The following is a 21,765-nucleotide window of genomic DNA, read 5'->3' as shown; positions in this document are numbered from 1 at the left end:
ATCCGATTAGTAGACATCCTTGGCATACCGCTTACCGCGCGACATCTCCTTGACGTAGGCATCCGCTTCCTCCGCGGTCAGGCCGCCGTGCTGCGCGATGAGCTTCTTCAAGGCAGCCTCCACTTCCTTCGCCATCATGCCCGCGTCGCCGCAGACGTAGAAGCAGGCGCCTCCCCGAATCCACTGCCACAACTCGGCGCCATGCTCCAGCATGCGGTGCTGCACGTATATCTTCTCCCGCTGGTCCCGCGAGAATGCCGTCGTCAACCGCGTCAGCAGCCCGGACTCCCGCATCTCGTCCAACTCGTCCTTGAAGTAGAAGTCGCAGGCTTCGCGCTGTTCGCCGAAGATCAGCCAGTTTTTCCCTGCCGCCGAGACGGCCCGGCGTTCTTGCAGGAACCCGCGAAACGGTCCGATGCCCGTTCCCGCGCCGACCATGATCATCGCCGCCTCCGGATCGGCGGGCGGACGGAAATGCGGCGCCTTCTGAACGAAGATCGGCACCTCGGAAGCTTCGTCCGCGCGCTCGGCAAGGAAGGCGGAACAGACGCCTTTGCGGAGCTTGCCGTTCGCTTGATATCTGACCGTCGATACGGTGATGTGCACTTCGTCGGGATTATGGCTCGCGCCCGAAGAGATGGAATACAGACGCGGCTGCAGCGGCTTCAGCGCCGCGACCAGTTCCCCGGCGTCGGCGTCGATGGGAAACTCCTGAAGCAAATCGGCCAATTGCCGGCCCCAAAGCCACTTCTTCAGCTCCGGTTTGCGATCCTCCTGCATCAGGCCGGCAAGCATGTCGCTGCCGGAGCGGAGTTGGACAAACTGCAGCACGCCCGGCGTAATCCGCGTGATGTCGAAATGGCTGCCCAGCGCCGTACGCAAGCTCATTTCTTGGCCTTTGACGCGTACGACGGCGGAGGGGGATTGCTTCGCCGCGGCGATGATCTCGTCGACCGCCGCCGGATCGTTCGTCGGCCATACGCCGAGCGCGTCGCCGGTCTCGTAAACCAGCCCCGTATTCGTTAAGTCGAAAATATAATGGCGGGTGTCTTTCTCCGAGCCTTCCCGGTTGAGAGAGCGCTTGGCCGCGAGCTTCGCGGGGAGCGGGTTGCCGCGGTCGTAACGGCGAGCGTTGGCGGCGGACGGCTTCTCGCGGAATGCGTTGACCGCCGATTCCAGACGCTGCTGCCAACGGCTAGAGTCGGCTTCGTGGTCCGCGTCGCAATCCGTTCGGTCAATCAGCCGTTTGGCGCCGAGCTGACCGAGCCGCGCGTCCAAGCTCCTGCCGAAGCCGCAAAACTCGCCGTAGCTGGAGTCGCCGAAGGCCAGGACGGCATAATTTAGCTCCGGCAGGCCGGGGACGCCGCCGGCTTGGAGGGCTTGCCAGAACCGCGTGCCGTTATCCGGCGGTTCCCCGTCGCCGAAGGTGCTGGCGACGAGGACGAGCAGCCGTTCGGAAGTGAGCTCGGTCAGGTCGTAGGCGTCCATGTTCATGAGCCGTACGTCGTTGCCTGCCGCTTGGAGCCGCTTGGCGCAATCGATCGCGGCGCCTTCCGACGTGCCGGTCTGCGAAGCCCACAAGACGGTGATGCCGGTTCTCGGCGCGAGCGGCCGGTTCGAGCCGTATGCGGGCAAGGCGGTCGCATACACATCCGCTTTGGAATTCGCGGATGTGGATGCGACGTCTGCATGGACGAGCGCCATTGAAATCCCGGATTCAGTCGCGATGTCTGCGTAGACGACCGCTTTGGAGCTCGCGGAGCCGTCTGCAACGTCTGCGGAGGCGGCCGTTTCTGAATTCGCATAGCCGACGGCGGCATGCCGCGTCGTTTCTCCCTGCGAAGGTGCGATCGTCGTTCCGGCGGAAGCCGCCGCCAAGACCGGTAGCGCGGACGGCGGCTCGGGCAGGTACGTTCGCGAGAACATGCCGGCGAGAATGCCGTCGAGCCAGAACCGCTTGGCTTGCTCGAGCGGCGCCGTCGGAGGCAGCACGGGTATCCCGGCGGCCGACTTCGATTCGTCGGTCCGCAGGCTGGCGATGAATCCGGCCACGTACATCTTCTCGTGCACGTCCAGCGTCATCGTCGACGAAGCTTCGATCCCCAGCATGCTCGCCAGCGTATCCACTTTGGCCATAAACATCTCCTCCTTGTATAACGAACTCTCGGCTTCCGAAGCTTCAGTAATCGATGCCGCGGCATCGGGCATCGCCGCATCGTCTTCTTGCGGCACCGCCGCCCGGGTGAGCGATACCGCGCAAAATTTCAGCTCGGGCTGATAGGAGATCGGGTCCACCGCGTCGCTCGTCAGCTCGTTGATCGCCAAGTTGCTTCCGAACAGATCGTTCCAATGAAACGGCGCGAAGCAGTTCCCCGGCATGACCCGGTCCGTCACGATGGCCGGGAGCACGGCGCTGCCCCGGCGCGAGGCGATCTCGACGCGGTCTTGGTCGCGAATGCCGAGCTGAGCCGCGTCCTCGGGATGAAGCTCGACGAACGGCCCCGGATTCAGCTTGTTCAAAGTGCCGATCTTGCCGGTCTTGGTCAGCGTATGCCACTGGTGCTGGACGCGGCCGGTATTCAGGATGAACGGATACGCGCCGTCCGGCATTTCGGCGGGCGGGAGGAAGGGGCGGGCCAAGAAAGCCGCTTTGCCGCTTTCCGTGGGGAACGCCAGCCGCGGGACGCTTCCGTCGCCGAGAACGGTCAGTTTACGGCCGACGCCGTCGTTCAGGTAACGGATCGGATTGCGGTCGTTTCCGTCCGTCGCCGCCGAAGGCCATTGGACCGGCGTTTCTCTCAACCGGTCGTAGGAGGCGCCGCGGATATCGTAGCCGGTCTTGGGATTCCAGGCCTGCTGCAGCTCCTCGTAGACTTCGGCGGACGAGGCGTACGCGAACGCGTCGGCGAAGCCCATCTCGCAGGCGATCCGCGCGATGATCATCCAGTCCGGCATCGCTTCGCCGGGCGGTTCGACCGCTTTGCGCATCAACGTGAGATTGCGCTCGGAGTTGATCATGACGCCTTCGGCTTCCGACCAGAGCGCGCCGGGCAGCAAGTAGTCCGCGTAAGCGTTCGTCTCCGTCTCGAGGAACGCGTCCTGCGCGATGACGAGCTCCGCCGCCTGCAGCCCGGCGATGACCTGTTTGCGGTTGGGCACGGTCGCGACGGGATTGGTGCAGATGATCCAGCAGGCTTTGATATTGCCGGCCGCCATGCTTTGGAACATCGAGACGGTGCCCGTTCCAAGCTCCGTCCGCAGCGTGCCGCGCGGAATCTTCCACATATCCTCGATGAAGCCGCGGTCATGATCCGCGAGCACGGAACGCTGTCCGGGAAGGCCCGGGCCCATATAGCCCATCTCGCGGCCGCCCATGGCATTCGGCTGTCCCGTCAGGGAGAAGGGGCCGCTGCCGGGCCGGCAGATGGCGCCCGTCGCGAGGTGCAAGTTACAGATCGCGTTGGTATGCCAGGTTCCGTGCGTGCTCTGGTTCAGCCCCATCGTCCAGCAGCTGATCCATTCCGGCGCCTCGCCGATCCATTGAGCCGCCAGCCTGATGTCGGCTTCCGGAATGCCGGTGATGCGCGCGACGTTCTCGGGGTCATAGCTGTCCAGGAACGCCGGCATGTCGTCCCAGCCGGTCGTGCATTCCGCGATGAAGGCCCGGTCGACGGCGCCGTTCTTCGCGAGCAGGTGCAGCAAGCCGTTCAGCAGCGCGAGATCGGTCCCCGGCTTGATTTGCAGGAACAGCGAGGCTTTGTCCGCCGTCGCGGTGCGGCGGGGATCGACGACGACGAGCTTCGCGCCGGCTTTGACCCGATCCATCATGCGCAGATAGAGGATCGGATGGCAGTCGGCCATGTTGGCGCCGATGACGAAAAATAAATCCGTCCGGTCCATGTCCCGGTACGATCCCGGAGGGCCGTCCGCCCCGAGCGACAGCTTGTAGCCGCTGCCGGCGCTCGCCATGCACAGCCGGGAATTCGATTCGATGTTATTTGTTCTTACATACCCCTTGGCAAGCTTATTAATGAGGTATTGCGCTTCGAGCGACATTTGGCCCGATACGTAGAAGCTGAGCGCGTCGGGGCCGTGCTCGTCAAGAATGGCGCGCAGCTTGCCCGCGGTTTCGCGAATGGCCTGCTGCACGCCGAGCGGCGCCGGGGCTTCCGCCCGGGAGGAACGCTTATAGGCGTATTCCATCCGTCCGGATACGGCGATCGCCGCCCCGCTGGTGCTGCCCTTCGTGCATAAACGCCCGAAATTCGCGGGATGCGTCTTGTCGCCGGAAACTTTGACCACGCGGTTGCCGGAAACTTCCATCACGATGCCGCACCCGACGCCGCAGTAGGGACATACGCTTTTGACTTGCTTGGTTGTCATGCAGCATCACCTTGCCGGGTAAATTGTCCTTGCCGAGCGAAAGAAAGTATATCGTAATACGAACAAACGGAGTATTAATGTTAGTTTATATAACACAATAATTCTTGTCAATCATGTTTGGATGGTTTATGTTATTTAATATAACATCTAAGATGATTGGTTTTCGTGTACGATCGGAGATCGGATATGAAGCATTCATCTAGAAGATGATTGGTTTTCGTATACGATCGAAGATCGGATATGAAGCATGCATGGGGAATCAACCGTCGCGCGCATTCGTCGTCCCGAGGATCGACTCGACTTCAGGAAGGGGCCAAGAACATGAGCAAGGAACGTTTGCCTAAACATATTTACGAGCAGCTCGCTTTCTTCCGTTATCAGATTCGGAAGTTTATTCGTTTCAGCGAGGAGGCCGCGCGCAGCAAGGGACTCACGCCGCAGTACCATCAGCTGATGCTGTCCATCATGGGTTTCCCGGGCCGCGAGCACGCCACGCCCAAGGAGTTGGCGGAACGCTTGCAAATCACGCCGAACGCGTGCATCGAACTGATCCAGCGCTGCGAGGATTTGAACCTCGTGCAGCGTTTTCCGAACCCGAGCGACCGCCGGAGCATTTTCATCCGCTTGACGGAGAATGCGAAGGGAATATTGGAGGAGCTGTCGGAGATCCATATGGAAGAATTGAAGCGGGCCGGCCTGCTGGAATTCAAAGATTATGCCCATCTCGATTTCAGCCAAGCGTAGGCAGGAAAACAATTTTTAATAATTGAACAAAAAGTGAACGCCCGGTGACAAATTTGTGATATAATAAATTCACAATATGCCAACGGGAGTGTTGCACACATGAAGGACAACCAACAAGCAACAGGTACGGACACGCGTATCCCAACGCAAGCGGAAAAAATATCGTATTGGACGTCGCTGCTGCCGAGAATCGGCGTAGGCTTGATGATCATCGGCATTATCATGAGCGCCGCCTTCGCCTACAATTTCAAAGATACGAATTTGGGTCTGATGGTCGGCTTCGGTTTCATTATCGGGGGCATTCAGGTCATGCTGCTCGGATCGTTGTTTCATGCGCTTCAGCCGAAATTCGTCAAGCCGCAGGAACCGGCCGCGAACCAACAGCTCGATCATATCCGCACCTAATATAACAGCGCTTACATGGCAAGAGGCAGCGATTCGTCGCCGCCTCTTTTTTGCATGCCGAAAACCCGCCCCGAACGATGAAGGCAAACCTCCGAAAATCCTTCAAAACGGAAAAAGCATTTGCAGGGCATACTTCCTTATTTTCCCGGTCCGCGCCCATGAAAGCCCTTAACTACGCCATTCGTGAACGACTCATGAACGAAAAGTGTCTGAAAAGAAACAGAACCTTGACGGTTTTGTTAACGGCGGTTCCAATTGCTTCGTCATCTGCTATGCTAGCGTCAAAGGGCCATTCAAGGACGCTTGCATGTGTAAGGAGATGAGTAGCAAATGAAGAAACGTTCCACGATCCGCGGCTTGCTGCTGCTGATAACCGGCTTGCTGACGACCGTGCTCCTGTCCGGATGCGACGGCAAATTCGTCGTGTTCGACCCGCAGGGACCCGTCGCGCAAACGCAGTACAAGCTCATTATTTTGTCGGCGATCTTGTGTGCCATCGTCGTCATACCGGTTCTTGCCATTACGGTGTTCATCGTGGTGCGCTACCGCGATAAACCGGGCAACACGGCACCCTACAAACCGCACTGGGACGACAGCAAGGTGCTGGAAATCCTGTGGTGGGGAATTCCGATCATCATCATCATCATCCTGGGCGGGTACACGGCCAGAGATACGTACGCTTTGGCGAGAACGCCGAAGACCGCGGTCACGGACGTCAAGCCGGTCGAGATCCAGGTTACCTCGCTGGACTGGAAATGGCTGTTCCAATATCCGGACCAAAACATCGCCACCGTCAATTACGTTCATATCCCCGCGGGCGTGCAGGTGCATTTCGAACTGACGAGCGACGCGCCGATGAATTCGTTCTGGATTCCGCAGCTCGGCGGTCAGGAATACACGATGCCGGGCATGGCCATGTCGTTGTGGCTGCAGGCCGACAAGACAGGCGAATTTTACGGAACCGGGGCTAACTTCAGCGGCGAGGAATTCGCGCATATGCGCTTCAACGTCGTCGCCGAATCGCAGGCCGATTTCAATAAATGGGTCGATTCCGTGAAGTCCTCGTCGAACGCGCTGACCGAGGCCGGCTACGAAGTGCTGGCAACGCCGGGCAAATCCGACGAGCAATCGTTCTCTTCCTATCCGCCCGAGCTGTTCGATTCCATCGTGAAGAAGAACGGCGGCCATCACATGGACATGGATATGGACAAGGACAACGACGATAAGGTCGACACGGACGAGGAAAAGTCCGATACGAAGGGCGCTCACGACATGGATAACATGGACGACATGGGCGATATGGATATGAGCAACATGAATTCAAGCGAAATGAACCACAAGTAGGATGAAGGAGGAGCACAACTTATGTATGCCAGTATAAAATCATTCGCCTCCTCGTTTTTCGTGACGGGCGATCCGCTGATTTACGGCGCGGACGTCTCGATCGTCCTGACTTCCATCGCCGTGCTGTTCGTCCTCTTCTATTTCAAGAAGTGGGGCTGGCTGTGGCGGGAATGGCTAACGACCGTCGATCACAAAAAAATCGGGATTATGTATCTATTCGCCTCATTGCTCATGCTTTTCCGGGGCGGGGTGGATGCGCTGCTCATGCGGACGCAGCTCGCGCTGCCGAACGTGCAGTTCCTGCAGGCGGATCACTATAACGCAGTATTTACCACGCACGGCACGATTATGATTCTGTTCATGGCGATGCCGATGATGTTCGGGCTGTTCAACATGGTCGTGCCGCTGCAGATCGGCGCTCGCGACGTCGCGTATCCGTTCTTGAACTCCGTCAGCTTCTGGCTGTTCTTCTTCGGCGCCATGCTGTTCAACCTCAGCTTCGTCATCGGCGGATCGCCGGATGCGGGCTGGCTCAGCTATCCGCCGCTCTCGGAGATGTCGGGCAGTCCGGGGGTCGGGGAGAACTTCTATATCTGGGGCATCCAGATCTCCGGGATCGGGTCGCTCGCGACGGGGATCAACTTCATCGTCACGATTCTCAAGATGCGCGCGCCGGGCATGAAATTCATGAAAATGCCGATGTTTACGTGGTCGGTATTCTCCAGCAGCATCATCATTATTTTCGCGTTCCCGATCTTGACGGTAACGCTGGCCTTGCTTTTCATCGACCGGTACATGGGCGGCCACCTGTTCACGATGGACGGGGGCGGGTTCCCGATGATGTACATCAACTTGATCTGGATGTGGGGTCACCCCGAGGTATATATCGTCGTCTTGCCGGCGTTCGGGATCTTCTCGGAAATCGTCGCCACGTTCTCGCGCAAGCGGATATTCGGGTACAAGTCGATGGTATTCGCGCTGCTGAGCATCAGCATCCTGTCCTTCTTCACCTGGGTCCATCACTTCTTCACGATGGGTTCGGGCGCCGACGTCAACGTCGCCTTCGCGATCGCGACCATGGCGATCGGGATACCGACGGGGGCTAAGGTGTTCAACTGGCTCTTCACGATGTTCCGAGGGCGGATCCGCCTCGAGCAGCCGATGATGTGGACCCTCGCATTCATCCCGTGCTTCGTCGTCGGGGGCGCGACGGGCGTCATGCTCGCGGTGGCGCCGGCGGATTACCAGTATCACAACAGCTACTTCCTGATCGCGCATTTCCATCAGGTGCTGATCGGCGGCGTCGTGTTCGGTTACCTCGCCGGGATCTATTACTGGTGGCCGAAGCTGTTCGGCTTCAAGCTGAACGAGCGACTGGGCAAATACGCGTTCTGGCTGTGGAATATCGGATTCTATGTGTGCTTCATGCCGCAATACGCGCTTGGCTTCATGGGCATGACGCGCCGCGTGTACACGTACGGCTGGGACATGGGTTGGGGACCGCTTAACCTCGTCTCGACGATCGGCGCGTTCCTCATGGGTATCGGTTTCGTGTTCCAGGTCTGGCAGATTCTGTATAGCGTCAAATACGGCGAGCGCGACACGACGGGCGATCCGTGGAACGCGCGCACGCTGGAATGGTCGATTCCGTCGCCGCCGCCGATGTACAACTTCGCGGTCGTGCCGGTCGTCGACGAGCGCGATTCGTTCTGGGAAGACAAGGAACGCCGCGACTTCGCCCCGGCTCCGCCGGTGCCCGTCTCGAAGCTGGAATCCATCCATATGCCGAAAAACTCCGGCGTTCCGATCATCTTCGCCGCCTGCTGGTTCATCGCCGGCTTCGGCTTCGTGTTCGACTGGAAATGGATGGCGTTCTCGGGACTTGCCGGCGTAGGCATCTCGCTGCTTGTCCGTTCGTTCACGTACGATACCGATTATTATGTGCCGCTCGAGGAAGTTATCGAGACCGAAAAGGCAGCAGGGAGGGCGGTTTAAGATGCAGCATGCGATAGAACACAACCATTCGAAGCACGCAGCCGATTCGCATGACCACGGCCATCACGATCAAGAATCGATGAAGGTGCTCGGCTTCTGGATCTTCCTCGTGACCGACTGTCTGCTCTTCGGTACGCTCTTCGCCACGTACATCGTGCTTAAAGGGCATGTGGACGGCGGTCCGACGGGGAAAGAGCTGTTCGAAATTCCGGGCTTCGTCGCGGAAACGTTTATCTTGCTCACGAGCAGCTTCACGAGCGGTCTGGCCGTTCTGGCGATGAACAAAGGGAAGGTCAACCAGCTGATCGGTTGGTTGATCGTGACCGCGGTGCTCGGCGCCTCCTTCGTCGGTCTCGAGATCAACGAGTTCGTGAACATGGTTCACGAAGGCGCGACGATCTCGACGAGCGCGTTCCTGACCGCCTTCTTCACGCTGGTCGGCACGCACGGACTTCACGTGTCGGTCGGATTGATTTGGATGATCGGTCTGATGGTTCAGCTCAAGATGCGCGGCATTACCTCGGTGACCCGGCGGAAAATCACCGTTATCAGCTTGTACTGGCATTTTCTCGACGTGGTGTGGATCTTCCTCTTCACGATCGTTTATCTCATGGGGGTGATGTAGATGAGCCAACATCCTGCGGGCGCGGCCGATCACGGCCACGGCCATCACGACGAGCACGAGAATCACGGATCTCTCAAAGCCTACGTCATTGGGTTCATTCTGTCGATCGTGCTGACCGTCATTCCGCTGCTCGTCGTCTTCCAAACGAACATGAGCAAAAACGGCATCATCATTACCATCGTGACGATGGCCGTGATTCAACTGCTCGTGCAACTGCTGTTCTTCATGCATATCCGCGAAGGCGAAGGACCGAAGTACAACGTCATGACGTTGATCCTGGGCCTGTTCATCGTCGTCGTGATCGTTGCAAGCTCCGTCTGGATCATGTCCTTCAACTCGGTCGTGCAATAATCGCCGGCATTCGGCATCGAAATGTTCATGCGCGCGGCTCCGTTCCCGAACAGGGGAGGAGCCGCGCGTTTTTTGTCGCGGAGCTCGTCGTTTGCACGGCGTGCCGCATCGTCAGGCCGAATGAGAGCGCAACATTTGCAAAATCGCCCTGTGATATAACTAGTGTGAAATCGACATTGGGAGATGATCGCATGGGCAAGCTGAAGAAGAAAATCGCATTGGTGACGGGAGCGAGCCGAGGTATCGGCCGCGGCATCGCATTGGCGCTTGCGCGGGAAGGCGCCATGGTCGCCGTGCATTACGGAACGCGCCGGCAGGAGGCGGAGGAGGTCGTCCGCGCGATCGAAAGCGGCGGCGGTGAAGCCTTCGCGATCGGCGCCGATCTCGCCGCATCGGGCGGCATAACCGAGCTGTATGCCGCGTTGGACGACGCGCTGCAGCGGTTGACCGGCGCGAAGCAGCTGGATATTCTCGTGAACAACGCCGGCATCGGCCAGTACGCCACGATCCGCGAGACGACGGAGGAATCGTTCGACGACGTAATGGGCATCTACGTCAAGGCGCCGGTGTTCGTCATCCAGCAAGCGCTGCCGCGGCTGCGGGACGGCGGCCGCATCATCAACATTTCGTCTGCCGCGACGCGCATCGCCTTCCCGAATCTGTTCGGCTACAGCATCTCGAAAGGCGCGATCAATACGCTGACCTTCGTCCTGGCGCAGGAACTCGGCGCCCGCGGCATCACGGTCAACGCGATATTGCCCGGTCTGATCAATACCGACATGAACGCGGACACGCTGTCCGATCCGGAAGGACGCCGGTTCGCGTCCGGCCTCTCGGCCTTCGGCCGGTGGGGAGAGCCGGAGGACGTGGCCGACATCGCGCTTTTCCTGGCCTCGGAGGCGAGCCGGTGGATTACCGGCCAATTGATCGATGCAAGCGGCGGTTCCCGATTGTGAGCGACGGAACGCACGAAAAAGCGTAGCCCTTGGGGCTAGGCTTTTTTCACCTTGCGGCTTTGACGAGCCTGATTCGGTGGTAAATTCAAAACCTGATAAGGATCACTGTCGAGATAGGAGTGCGCCCGTCGTTATTTGACGGCATGGATCAACAGCCATTGCGGCAGCGCGGCTTTCGGATTTTTCCGCCAATCGCATAGGTCTTCGAGCTCCTGCGGCGTAAGCGGTTCGCCGTCCTCGACCGATTCATCGACCCAGAAGGAGCCGTCCTCCGCATACGTTTCTTCGATGCCGGCGATGCGCAGGGACGAGGCCGCCATGGCGTTCGCGATGTCTTGCATGCGCCACCGGTACGTGGGGATCTCGCCGTAGGGTCCCGTCGCATCGTAAGGATTCGCGACGTTCAGCTTCCCGTCGGCATTGTCGCCGAACGGGCGCATGAACGGATGGATATCGAACATGACGTAAGAGCCGCCGTCCCGGAGCACGCGATGAATGCTGCCGTACATGCCGTGCAGATCGGGTATCCACACATGGACGCCGTTCGACGTATAGACGAAATCGAATTCGCCTGCCGGCAGGCTGTCCAGCTTCATCGTGTCCTCGCAGACGAAATCGATGTCCCAGCCGTACTGCTGCGCGATTTTGAGGCTGTTGGCCAACTGATTCTCCGAGATGTCGCAGGAGGTGACCCGGGCGCCCATCAGATGGAAGGCGAAGACCGCATGATTGTCGCCGCTGGACGGCACGCATACCCGTTTGCCGCGCAACTCGGGCATCGCTCTCCGGATCAGCGCGAACGCGGCGGGATGAAAGGCCGATTCCGGCTCGCGGATCAACCGGGCGATGACGTCATCGGTCCGGTAACGCCGATACCAGGTTTCGGACCATTGGTTCCAGCTGTCTCTCACGATTGCAGAAGGATCGTTCATGTCTCTCGGCTCCTTTCGGGGTGGGGAATTCGAAGCGATTGGCCGTATCGAGAGGCGAAGCAGTTGAACGGCAAGTCCGCCGGCGCCGCTTCGTTCAGCCGGGGTCGACCGGATCCTGCTTCAGGAAGAACCGCGCGCTGGAGCCGCCGTCGACGGTGAAGACCTGCCCGTTGACGTAAGCGGCGCTCTCCGACGCGAGAAAAGCGACGAGCGGTCCGATGTCGCCGGGAACGCCGACGCGGCCGACCGGGATCTGGACGGCATCCAGCCCGCGCGCTTCAGGCGTGTCGTAGCCGTGCTTCTCGACTTCCACGAGACCGGGCGCGACGGCGTTGACCGTGATGCCGAGCGGCGCCAGATCGAGCGCCAGCTGACGGGTCAGCGCGTTCATGCCGCCTTTGGAAGCGGCGTACGCGGCGTAGCCGTGCATCGTGGCGTTTCCGTGCACGGAGCTGATGTTGACGATGCGGCCGAAGCCTTGCGCGCGCATCTGCTTGGCGGCGGCCTGCGCCGTGAAGAACGCGCCCTTCAGATTGGCGTTCATGATGCGGTCCCAGAGCTCCTCCGTAACCGATTCCCAGTGGACGACGGGGTCGATCGCGGCATTGTTGACCAGGATATCGAGGCGGCCGTATCGGTTCGCGACCGTCTCGACGAGAGCGGCGGCCCGGGCCGGGACGCCGATGTCCGCTTGGCAGGCGAAGGCCCGGCAGCCGCGGTCGGACAGTTCCCGTACAAGCCGCTCGGCGGCTTCCGCGCTGGTGGCGTAGTTCACGCATACGGCGGCGCCCTGCGACGCCAATTCGCGGGCGATGCCGGCGCCGATTCCTTTCGCCGATCCCGTCACGAGCGCGACGCGGCCTTGAAGTTGATTTTGCATGCGCTTTCACTCCTTCTTTCGCGGCCCGCCGCGGTTTCGCGCGATTCGCGTTCAAGCATGGATAGGCGTTGAATTGTCCCTGAAGTCCGTTCTATGTCCAACAATAATGGACGCCGGGTGGACCGTCAATCCTAATTTGCTTCGGCGGATGGGACACGGCCGTCCATGGAAACGAGGCGCTCGATGCAGGCCTGCGGATTCGGGCCGGTCGCGGCGGGTAGGGCGATAAATCCATGGATCGAGCCGGCGAGACCGTCAATCGAGACCGGACTACAACGCTGCCCGGCGGCACGGCGAATCCGGTCCCGCAAGCACGTTCAGCCCTGCATTCGCAGATGATCGGTCCGGGTTTGCAAGCTTGGCGCCAAGCGGAGAGCAGCCGGTTTTCGCCCGATTTCGGAATTGTCTATTGACGGACCAGGAAACCTATGGCTATAATGACTACAAACTTCAAACGAACCTTAAATTCATCGACGAGAGAGAGTACGTCAGGCCGTCTGATTCACAGAGAGTTGGGACAGGTGCAAACCAACAATCAGGCGCTGGCCGAAGCCGTCTCCGAGAAGCTAGCCGAAACGATAGTAAGCGATGCCGCAGGTCCAGCGTTAACGGGACGCGTATTGTTGGATACGTGAATGAGTGCCGCTTTCCTTGAGGGATCGCGGAACTAGGGTGGTAACACGGGTATAGACCCGTCCCTTTCGGGGGACGGGTCTTTTTGCGTTTTCATCGCCAACAACCAAGCATAAGGAGGAGAAACGGATGAGCGGAACAACGTTAACGGATTTTTTGTCGCCGGCGGCTCGCACTATGCAGCCATCGGGCATACGGAGGTATTTTGATTACGCGGCGGGCCGGAAGGACGTCATCTCGCTCGGCGTCGGGGAACCGGATTTCGTCACGCCGAAAGTCGTGAGGGATGCATGCATCGCGGCGATCGAGCAAGGACGGACGACGTACACGCCGAATGCCGGCCTGCCGGAACTGCGCGAAGCCATCGCCGGATACCTGGACGCGTCCTTCGGGCTGAAGTATGATCCCGCGGACGAAGTGTTGGTCACGAACGGCAGCAGCGAAGCGATCGATCTCGCGCTGCGGGCGCTGATCTCGCCGGGCGACGAAATTCTGTTCCCGGAGCCGTGCTTCATCGCGTATTCTCCCATCGCGGCATTGCTCGGCGGGGTGACGGTGCCGATCGAGACGACCGCCGATAACCGGTTCAAGCTGACGGCCGAGTCGCTGCGGGCCAAGCTGACGCCGCGTTCGAAGCTCCTGGTCGTGAGCTATCCCAACAATCCGACCGGCGGCATCATGACGCGGGAAGACTGGATCCCGATCGCGGAGCTGGCCATCGCGCACAATCTGGTCGTCATCTCGGACGAGATTTACGCGGAGCTGACCTTCGGAAGCAAGCATGAGAGCATCGCCGAGCTTCCCGGCATGCGGGAACGCACGCTGCTCATCAGCGGTTTTTCGAAAGCATTTGCCATGACGGGCTGGCGGGTCGGTTACGCGTGCGGTCCGGGCGAGCTGATCGCGGTGATGCTTAAGATACACCAATATACCGCAACGTGCGCGCCGATCATCGGTCAAATCGCCGGGTTGGAGTCGCTCGTGAACGGCTTGGACGAGAAGGACCGCATGGTGGAATCGTACGACCGGCGACGTCGATTCTTCGTGTCCGGCCTGCGGGAGATCGGCCTGCCGTGCCATGAGCCGCTCGGTTCGTTCTACGCCTTTCCCTCGATCGCGGATACGGGTCTCGGCTCGGATGAATTCGTGACGAGGTTGCTGGACGAAGCGGGCGTCGTCACGGTGCCCGGGCATGTCTTCGGCCTCGGCGGAGAAGGCTTCATCCGCTGCTGCTACGCCGCCGCTCAGTCCCAGCTGGAAGCGGCGCTCGAGCGGATCTACTCGTTCGTGCGAACGTTGTGAGCCTCCGGCGCTTGGAAATAATCGATAAAATGCTGCGCCCGCTTCGATAGCAGATGGTCCTTCAGCCACAGGATGCCGATATCCGACTGAAAATTGGCATCCCGGATCGGCAGCATGGTCACGTCGCCGTAAGGGAAGGAAGCGAGGATCGACTTCGGGAAAACGGTCGCCCCGATGCCGGACGCGATCAAGGACATGATGACGGTGACGCTGGAGCATTCGCAGATGATGTTCGGCTCCAAGCCGTGGCGCCTGAATTCGTTCACGACCTGCTCGTGCATGCGGATCGTCTTGTCCGTCTTGAGCGTCAGCAGCGGATAATCCGCGAGCTCGCGCATGCCGATGCTCTGCTCCCCGTCATCGCGCGGCTGCGGCACCCAAGAGCTGGGGAACACCGTCACGTACGGATCGGAGGGAAGCGGCAGGGTCGACAGCTTCGCGGGCAAAATGCCGGTTTCGAACGGCAGGCGGGACACGACGAGCTCGATCGCGCGTTTTTCCAGCATTTCGCCAAGCAAGAAATGGTCACCTTCCGTGATTTTGAACGTAATTTGAGGATAGGCGGCACGCAGCTGCCGGATCGGATCCGGCAGGATCGACACGCAGGAGACGACGGCGCCGATCGAGAGCGTCCCGCGGACGCCCTCTTCCAGCTCCCTGACTTCCAGCATGGTCTCGTCGAGCTGCGCGAGCAGCGACTCGGCCTTGGACCGCAGCAGCTCGCCGGCGGCGGTGAGCGTCAGCTGCTTCCGGCCGCGCACGAACAGCTTCGCGCCGAGCTCCTCTTCCATAAGCATCAGCTGCCGGCTCAGCGGAGGCTGTTCCATGTGCAGCAATTTGGCGGCGCGCGTGATCTGCCGCTCCTCGGCGATGGCGAGGAAATATTTCAATTGTTTCAAGTCCAATCGGCTTCGCCTCTTCATATACCTTCAAGGTATGCAAAATGGATAAAATAGATATTATTAATATAGCTACAGGCATAGTAAAATGCAATTAGTTCACAATACGCACGAGGGAAGGGATCTCAGCATGATCGCATCGACATCGATTCACATCGAACGCACGACCACGCCCAAAGCCAAGCCGCCGCAGGATAAGCTCGGCTTCGGGATTTATTTCACGGACCACATGTTCATCATGAATTATACGGCGGACGAAGGCTGGCACCAGTCGCGCATCGTGCCGTACCAGCCGATCACGCTGGACCCGGCCGCGAAAGTGTTCCACTACGGCCAAACCGTCTTCGAAGGATTGAAAGCGTACAAAACCGCCGACGGCCGCGTGCAGGTCTTCCGGCCGGACGCGAACATGAGACGGATGAATCTCTCCAACGACCGCATGAGCATGCCGGAAATCCCGACGGACTTGGTGCTGGACGCGATCAAAGGCTTGACGCATATCGACCAGGACTGGATTCCGGACGGCGAGGGCAACTCGCTCTATATCCGGCCGTTCATCATCGCCACGGAAGCGCTGCTCGGCGTGCAGCCTTCGCAGGCTTATACGTTCATGATCATCATGTCGCCGGTCGGCGCCTACTATCCGGAAGGCATCAATCCGGTCAAAATCTTCGTCGAATCCCATTATGTCCGCGCCATGATCGGCGGGGTAGGGGAAGCGAAAACGGCGGGCAACTACGCGGCGGGCCTCAAGGCGCAGGATGCGGCGAAGGAGCAGGGCTACACGCAGGTGCTGTGGCTGGACGGAGCTGAGCACAAATACATCGAAGAAGTCGGCAGCATGAACGTGTTCTTCAAAATCGACGGCACCGTCTATACGCCTTCGCTGAACGGCAGCATCCTCGACGGCATCACGCGCAATTCGGTCATCCAACTCCTGCGGCACTGGCAAGTTCCCGTCGTGGAACGTCAGCTCTCGATCGAGGAAATCTACGAAGCCGGCAAGAACGGCAAGCTGGAGGAAGCGTTCGGCACCGGGACGGCGGCCGTCATCTCGCCGGTCGGCGAGTTGAATTGGCTCGGCGTGAAGCTCGTCATCAACGGCGGCGCGACGGGCGGGTTGTCCGAGAAGCTGTACAACAACTTGACGGGCATTCAATACGGCAAGCTGGAAGACGAATTTAATTGGATGGTCGAGGTTAAGTAGTTCTTCGACTCGGGATGGCGGAGACGCGGCCATCGCCCGGTGGGAAGACCCTCGATAAAGCATTATAAACGGCGATCGCGCTTTGGTATTCCGGAGTGCGATCGCTTTTTTTTGACGGTCTCCACCGCGCATATGGCGCGGTTTTTTGTTGTCCGCCTATAGGAGCAGCGTTGCTTGTCTGCGAGGAAGACGTGCGTTCAGACGCGATGCAATGGGCTTACGTTGTCGACAATAAGTGCTAAATAGACAAAAAACATATTTTTTGTTTACATCGGATAATTCCTGTGCTATGATTCGTTCATCGACTTGAGAAGAGGAGTGAACGCGGATGCGTTAGCCCGTATTTGGCGGTGGATATCGAGCCGTACTATTCATGTCCGGTCATTCATGGAGAGACGGGATGCCGGGATTTCATATAAGCCAATACGACAATCATGGAAGGGATGATTATCATTAATCCGTCAAAAACAATCATTTTAACGATCATTATCGCTTGTCAGCTCATGGTCATCCTGGACGCGTCCGTCATGGTCACGGCGCTGCCCGAGATCGGCCGCACGCTGCATATGACCACGACGCAGCTGACTTGGGTGCAGAACGCCTATACCCTCGCTTTCGGCGGCCTGCTGCTGCTCGGCGCCCGCGCCGGCGATATTCTGGGCAGAAGGCGCATGTTCAGCGTAGGCATCGCGATATTCACGCTGGCATCCATTATGGTCGGCGTGGCGCAATCATCGGAATTCCTGCTGTTGTCGCGCGCATTGCAAGGCCTGGCGGCCGCGATCGCCACGCCTTCCACGCTGGCGCTGCTGTCGGTTAGCTTCGTGGAAGCCAAGGAGCGCTCGAAGGCGATCGCGTTGTACAGCGCCGTCGCCGGAGCCGGCGGCAGCGTGGGCCTTATTCTCGGCGGCCTGCTGACCGACTTTATCTCTTGGCGCGTCGGCATGTTCATCAACGTGCCGATCGGGATCGCCCTGCTTCTGATGGTGCCGCGTTACCTGCCGGAGACGAACAAGAACCAAGGGCAGTTCGACGTCATGGGCGCGCTGACCTCCGTGATCGGCATGACGTCCCTGGTGTTCGGTTTCGTTCAGGCCGCGTCCAGCGGATGGGATGCGCCCGTAACCTTGATCTCGCTTGCGCTTGGCGCAGCCATGCTCGTCGCGTTCGTCTTGATCGAAGCCCGCGCGAAACAGCCGATTACGCCGCTGCGGCTATTCGGCAACCGGCAGCGCTCCGGCGCGTATCTCGGCAGATTTCTGTTCGTCGGCGGGAACTTCGCGATCTTTTTCTTCGTGCCGCAATTTCTGCAAAACGTGCTCGGCTTCAGCTCGCTCGAGGCGGGAATCGCGTTCCTGCCCTTCACGACCGTCATGTTCGGCATGATGTACGCGATGCCCTGGCTGTTCGCGAGGTTCGGCCAACTGAAGGTGCTGCTCGCCGGTATCGCGATCGCGATTATCGGCACGGCCCTGCTGAGCCGCATCTCGGTCGACGCGCATTATTACCCGCAAATGTTCTTCCCGCTCATCGTTATGGGCATCGGCGCCGGCATGGTGTTCTCGCCGTTCACGACGTTCGGTCTCGCCGGCGTGGAACCGCGCGACGCTGGCGCCGCGTCGGGACTGGTCAACGTGGCCCATCAGACCGGCGGCTCGCTGGGATTGGCGATTCTGATCACCGTCTTCGACGCGGCGAACCGGTCGGGCGGCACGTCCAAAGCGGATTTCGCCCACTCGGCTTCCGTTTCGTTGACGGGCTCGGCGATCTTCTTGACGGCGGCGCTCGTCGTCGTGCTCGTCTGGTTTCGTCCGGCGCGCCAGAAGGTTCGCCGACCGGGACTGGAGCCCGATCGCGACGCGGCGTAACCGCAACACATTCGTTGTAATGCGAATGCGCTCGAGACCGTGAATAGGGATTAGAATTTCCTTGCGCGCCGCCAATTATCAACGTCATAACAACGACGCGAAGCCGGACGACCTGAATCGGCTTGCTGAGGCAGTCGAGACTTTCTGGCAAGCGAAAGGCCCCGAATCATCCTGGATGATTCGGGGTCTTTCGTTATTTTTGCGTTTACGGCGCGCTTCTTTCGTGGAAGGCGATTCCTTACAAGGTTGTAACCCCCATGAAAGGAAAGGCGATACTTCGCCGGGGAGGCCTGCTATATACTCAAGCTGACTATAGAAACAGGAGCGACGAACGCGGATCCAAGCCGACCGTTCATCCCCTGAAATGCCGCTTTCAAGGAGCCGATCATGATGCGAACAAGAAGAACGAAAGACCGACACACCATCCTCCGCGGCGTCTCGCTGGGACTGTCGTTAACGCTCGCGACAAGCCTGCTTGCCGCTTGTTCGGAAGGTGCCGACGACGACGGCGGCAAGCGCCAGGTGTTGCGCGTCGGCGTCCTGTATGCCAGCGCAGCCGACGAATCCAGGCAGCGCCAGGCATTTACGGACGATTACGAACTAACGCATCCAAACGTCGACATCGAGCTGGCCGGGGCGATCGATCTGGACGATCGGCGCAGCGAAGCGCTGGCCGGCAACCGCGACCGCCCCGCGCTGTACGAGGCGCTGAAGCAGCTGCTGAGCGGCAGCGATCCGGTGGACGTGGTGGAATTGGAAGACGCCGCGTACCTGCGCCGGCTGACGCAGGACAATCTGCTCGCGCCGCTCGATCCCTTGATGCAGGCGAGCGGCTTCGGCTTGGACGATTTCTTGCCGAACGCCGTCGACGGTCTCCGCGGTGCCGGCGATCCATCCGTCTATGCCCTGACCTCGACGTTCGCGGGCACCGCGCTTTATTACAATAAGCGGCTGTTCGCCGATGCGGGCGTCGCTCCTCCGACCGACGGCATGCTGTGGCCGGACGTTTTGCGGCTCGCGAAGCGCGTCGCCTCCGGCGAAGGCAAATCCCGCAAATTCGGCTTTTCCTTCGACCGTTGGGGCGCGGACGGCTTCAGCGACGCGCTTGCTTATTCCGCTCCGCTTCAATTGAAGCTATTCGACAAGAAAGCGTGGAAGATGACCGTGGATACGCCGCAATGGAGCCGCGCGTGGTCCGATATCGCCGAGCTGTACGCAGAGAAGATCGTTCCTTCGCGATCCGATATGGAAGGCGGCAACGGGATGGAGAACGGCGATCTGTTCCTGAACGGACGCCTTGCCATGGTAATCGGAGGCCACGATTACGTCAATGAATTGTCCGCGGCGCGCACTTATGCCGCCGATCCCGCGATCAAGTCGCTTGATTGGGACGTCGTGTCTCTGCCGTCCTTTGCCGAGGCGCCGGGGATCGGGGGAAGCATGGCATTAACCAATTTGATGGCGATCGGCGCGAAAGCGCAGAACAAGGAAATCGCCTGGGATTTCGTCCAGTACAACAACAGCGAGCGAATGGCGAAGCTGAAATCGCGCAGCAGCGGCAAGCTTCCGGTCCGCCGGTCGCTGGTGCAGCCGCAGGGCGGCATGAGCTATAACCTAGGCGCCTTCTACGCGCTCAAGCCCGTCCCCCCGTCCGAAGAGAGGGAAGAGCTGTACTGGAACACCCCGAACCTGTCCCCGGCGTTAGAGCTCGGCCGGCCGCTGTTCCAGGACGTGATCGACGGCAAGAAAACGGCGAAGGAAGCGCTCCGGGAATGGCAGACAACGGGGGATGCGTTGATGCAGGAAATCAAGCGGAATCCGGCCGCCTACGATAACGGCGATTATTATTGGGGCGGTTGGGGAGGGTAAGCGAGCCCGAAAACCTCCATCTCCGCCGCAGAGCGGGAGCTGGAGGTTCCGTTAGGCATGAAAGTTCCCAGACTTATCGCATGAATCCGGATGCTAGGACGGCGCTTGAGGGGCGGAGGCCGATTCTCGGCCCGCGCGGTCCGCGTTCGGGCTTAAGACGCCTCCGAACAAGAATGTCCCAAGCGAGAGCGCCAAGCACGCTGCCGAGAAGATGCCGATCGAGGCATAACCGCCGAACTGGACGTAGAGCAAGCCGGCGGCCCATGCGCCGAGCGTGTTCGCGCCGTTCATCGTCGAGTTGGCCAAGCTGGAGATCGTTCCCCGGATGGAGGCGTTCAGCGAGGTCAGCGCGCCCATGACGATCGGAAAGACGATGCCGAGCGTCGCGAAAATGATCAAGTAGGCGATCGTGACGGCCGGGAGGCTCGTCAAATGGGGCATAACCGCATAGAGCGCCGCGACCATCGACATGCTGACCGCGACGGCGGTCGTCGCCGTGCCCAGCTTGCGCGCCGCATAGGAGCTGATCATGCTGCCGAGCAGCGTGCCGAAGCCGAGAAACATCATCACGGTGCCGATCTGGCCGAGCGGCAGCGCGAAGCGATCGGCCATCCATTTGCCGGCGAAGGCGAAGGCGGTCCCGCTTCCCAAGTGGAGAAACAGGTAGCCGAGGAAGCCGCTTCTCGCTTTGCCGCTTGCGATCAGCGGGACGTACCGGCGCAGAATCGCCGTTCGTTCGCCGGCGGACGCGGCGGGCTTGATATCGGGCAGCGCGAAGAAGGCGACGGCCGCGAGCACCAGCGCGGCGATGCCGATCGTCCAGAACGGAACGGACCAATCGGCGGTCGCGAGCCAGCTTCCGATCGGCACGCCGAAGGCTTGGGCGGCGGCCAGTCCCCCGAAGGCGACGCCCATCGTCTTGCCGATGCGGGCCGGAGGCATCACGACCGGAATGGACGCCCATACCTGGGGGGCCGTGAATGCCGCGCTGATGCCGGCCAAGAGGCGGAACAGGCACATCGCCCAGAAGCCGCCGGCAAAGCCGCATAACGCCGTCGACACGGCGAATCCGAGCAAGCCGCAGACGAGCACGGTCCTGCGATTCCACCCGTCCGACAGCGGGCCGGCGATCAAGGCGAATACGGCCGAGCCCAGCGTGTAGGCGCCGAGCATCCACCCGGCGTGCCCCGTCGATACGCCGAATTGCGTCTGCAGCGTCGGGAGCAGGGGCGAGATGAGAAACGTATCGGTGCCGATCAGAAACATGATGACGAAGAATAGGGCGGTATGCTTGCGCATGGTCGATCACTCCTTTGGAATGCGTATGGTTTCGTTCGATACCCAGCGTAAGGTATAATGGTGACAAGTTCTG

The 21,765-nt window shown here is 60.0% G+C and carries 16 protein-coding genes and 1 other annotated feature; of the genes, 11 read left to right on the top strand and 5 right to left on the bottom strand.

Translation table 11 applies throughout. The features are described 5' to 3' along the window. Nucleotides 1–6: 6 nt before the first annotated feature. Nucleotides 7–4,383: a sulfite reductase subunit alpha gene (locus tag GT019_RS29115; RefSeq protein ID WP_161746967.1), complete on the bottom strand. Its 4,377-nt coding sequence runs from the start codon at nt 4,381–4,383 to the stop codon at nt 7–9. A gap of 321 nt (nt 4,384–4,704) precedes the next feature. Here GT019_RS29115 and GT019_RS29110 point away from each other — a divergent pair, with 321 nt between their 5' ends. The 7 genes from GT019_RS29110 (at nt 4,705) to GT019_RS29080 (ending at nt 10,803) form a co-directional block, all read left to right on the top strand. Beyond that, on the top strand, nt 4,705–5,127 hold the full coding sequence (locus GT019_RS29110; RefSeq protein WP_161746966.1) for a MarR family winged helix-turn-helix transcriptional regulator: 423 nt from the start codon (nt 4,705–4,707) through the stop codon (nt 5,125–5,127). Between the two features lie 99 nt (nt 5,128–5,226). Continuing rightward, on the top strand, nt 5,227–5,532 hold the full coding sequence (locus GT019_RS29105) for a hypothetical protein (RefSeq protein WP_161746965.1): 306 nt from the start codon (nt 5,227–5,229) through the stop codon (nt 5,530–5,532). Between the two features lie 330 nt (nt 5,533–5,862). Then, on the top strand, nt 5,863–6,876 hold the full coding sequence (locus tag GT019_RS29100; RefSeq protein WP_161746964.1) for a ubiquinol oxidase subunit II: 1,014 nt from the start codon (nt 5,863–5,865) through the stop codon (nt 6,874–6,876). A gap of 21 nt (nt 6,877–6,897) precedes the next feature. Further along, a complete protein-coding gene (locus GT019_RS29095; RefSeq protein WP_161746963.1) occupies nt 6,898–8,871 on the top strand; it encodes a cbb3-type cytochrome c oxidase subunit I in 1,974 nt (657 codons plus the stop codon). Nucleotide 8,872: 1 nt separating this feature from the next. Continuing rightward, complete coding sequence (gene cyoC, locus GT019_RS29090) at nt 8,873–9,496, top strand: cytochrome o ubiquinol oxidase subunit III (protein WP_161746962.1); 624 nt, start codon at nt 8,873–8,875, stop codon at nt 9,494–9,496. Continuing rightward, nucleotides 9,497–9,847, top strand: coding sequence for a cytochrome o ubiquinol oxidase subunit IV (cyoD, locus tag GT019_RS29085; RefSeq protein ID WP_161746961.1), 351 nt, complete (start codon nt 9,497–9,499; stop codon nt 9,845–9,847). 191 nt (nt 9,848–10,038) lie between these two features. Continuing rightward, on the top strand, nt 10,039–10,803 hold the full coding sequence (locus tag GT019_RS29080) for an SDR family oxidoreductase (RefSeq protein WP_161746960.1): 765 nt from the start codon (nt 10,039–10,041) through the stop codon (nt 10,801–10,803). A 131-nt stretch (nt 10,804–10,934) separates the two neighbouring features. Here GT019_RS29080 and GT019_RS29075 read toward each other — a convergent pair whose 3' ends face one another. Together GT019_RS29075 and GT019_RS29070 are read right to left on the bottom strand one after the other, a co-directional pair. Then, a complete protein-coding gene (locus GT019_RS29075; protein ID WP_161746959.1) occupies nt 10,935–11,735 on the bottom strand; it encodes a class I SAM-dependent methyltransferase in 801 nt (266 codons plus the stop codon). Nucleotides 11,736–11,829: 94 nt separating this feature from the next. Continuing rightward, nucleotides 11,830–12,615 carry an SDR family NAD(P)-dependent oxidoreductase gene (locus GT019_RS29070; protein ID WP_161746958.1) on the bottom strand — a complete coding sequence of 262 codons (786 nt, stop codon included), beginning with the start codon at nt 12,613–12,615 and terminating at the stop codon, nt 11,830–11,832. A gap of 461 nt (nt 12,616–13,076) precedes the next feature. Next, nucleotides 13,077–13,318: a binding site (T-box leader), on the top strand. A 59-nt stretch (nt 13,319–13,377) separates the two neighbouring features. Here GT019_RS29070 and GT019_RS29065 point away from each other — a divergent pair. Further along, complete coding sequence (locus GT019_RS29065; protein ID WP_161746957.1) at nt 13,378–14,550, top strand: aminotransferase class I/II-fold pyridoxal phosphate-dependent enzyme; 1,173 nt, start codon at nt 13,378–13,380, stop codon at nt 14,548–14,550. Here the strand turns inward: GT019_RS29065 and GT019_RS29060 are convergent. Continuing rightward, nucleotides 14,526–15,455 carry a LysR family transcriptional regulator gene (locus tag GT019_RS29060; RefSeq protein ID WP_161746956.1) on the bottom strand — a complete coding sequence of 310 codons (930 nt, stop codon included), beginning with the start codon at nt 15,453–15,455 and terminating at the stop codon, nt 14,526–14,528. The two genes, GT019_RS29065 and GT019_RS29060, sit on opposite strands and share 25 nt — an antisense overlap. A gap of 124 nt (nt 15,456–15,579) precedes the next feature. Here GT019_RS29060 and GT019_RS29055 point away from each other — a divergent pair, with 124 nt between their 5' ends. From GT019_RS29055 to GT019_RS29045, 3 genes are all read left to right on the top strand, one after another. Then, nucleotides 15,580–16,656, top strand: coding sequence for a branched-chain amino acid aminotransferase (locus GT019_RS29055; protein ID WP_161746955.1), 1,077 nt, complete (start codon nt 15,580–15,582; stop codon nt 16,654–16,656). A gap of 443 nt (nt 16,657–17,099) precedes the next feature. Beyond that, nucleotides 17,100–18,524, top strand: a complete 1,425-nt coding sequence (locus GT019_RS29050; protein WP_201755642.1) for an MFS transporter — start codon at nt 17,100–17,102, stop codon at nt 18,522–18,524. A 390-nt stretch (nt 18,525–18,914) separates the two neighbouring features. Continuing rightward, nucleotides 18,915–20,393 carry an ABC transporter substrate-binding protein gene (locus GT019_RS29045; protein WP_161746954.1) on the top strand — a complete coding sequence of 493 codons (1,479 nt, stop codon included), beginning with the start codon at nt 18,915–18,917 and terminating at the stop codon, nt 20,391–20,393. A gap of 93 nt (nt 20,394–20,486) precedes the next feature. On the opposite strand, the gene GT019_RS29040 is transcribed toward GT019_RS29045, so the two are convergent. Further along, complete coding sequence (locus tag GT019_RS29040; protein WP_161746953.1) at nt 20,487–21,692, bottom strand: MFS transporter; 1,206 nt, start codon at nt 21,690–21,692, stop codon at nt 20,487–20,489. Nucleotides 21,693–21,765 lie beyond the last annotated feature (73 nt).

Source organism: Paenibacillus glycinis (assembly GCF_009909185.1).
Taxonomy (GTDB): domain Bacteria; phylum Bacillota; class Bacilli; order Paenibacillales; family Paenibacillaceae; genus Paenibacillus_Z; species Paenibacillus_Z glycinis.
Note: the sequence above shows the minus strand (reverse complement) of the source record. Positions and strands in the feature narration are given on the sequence as shown.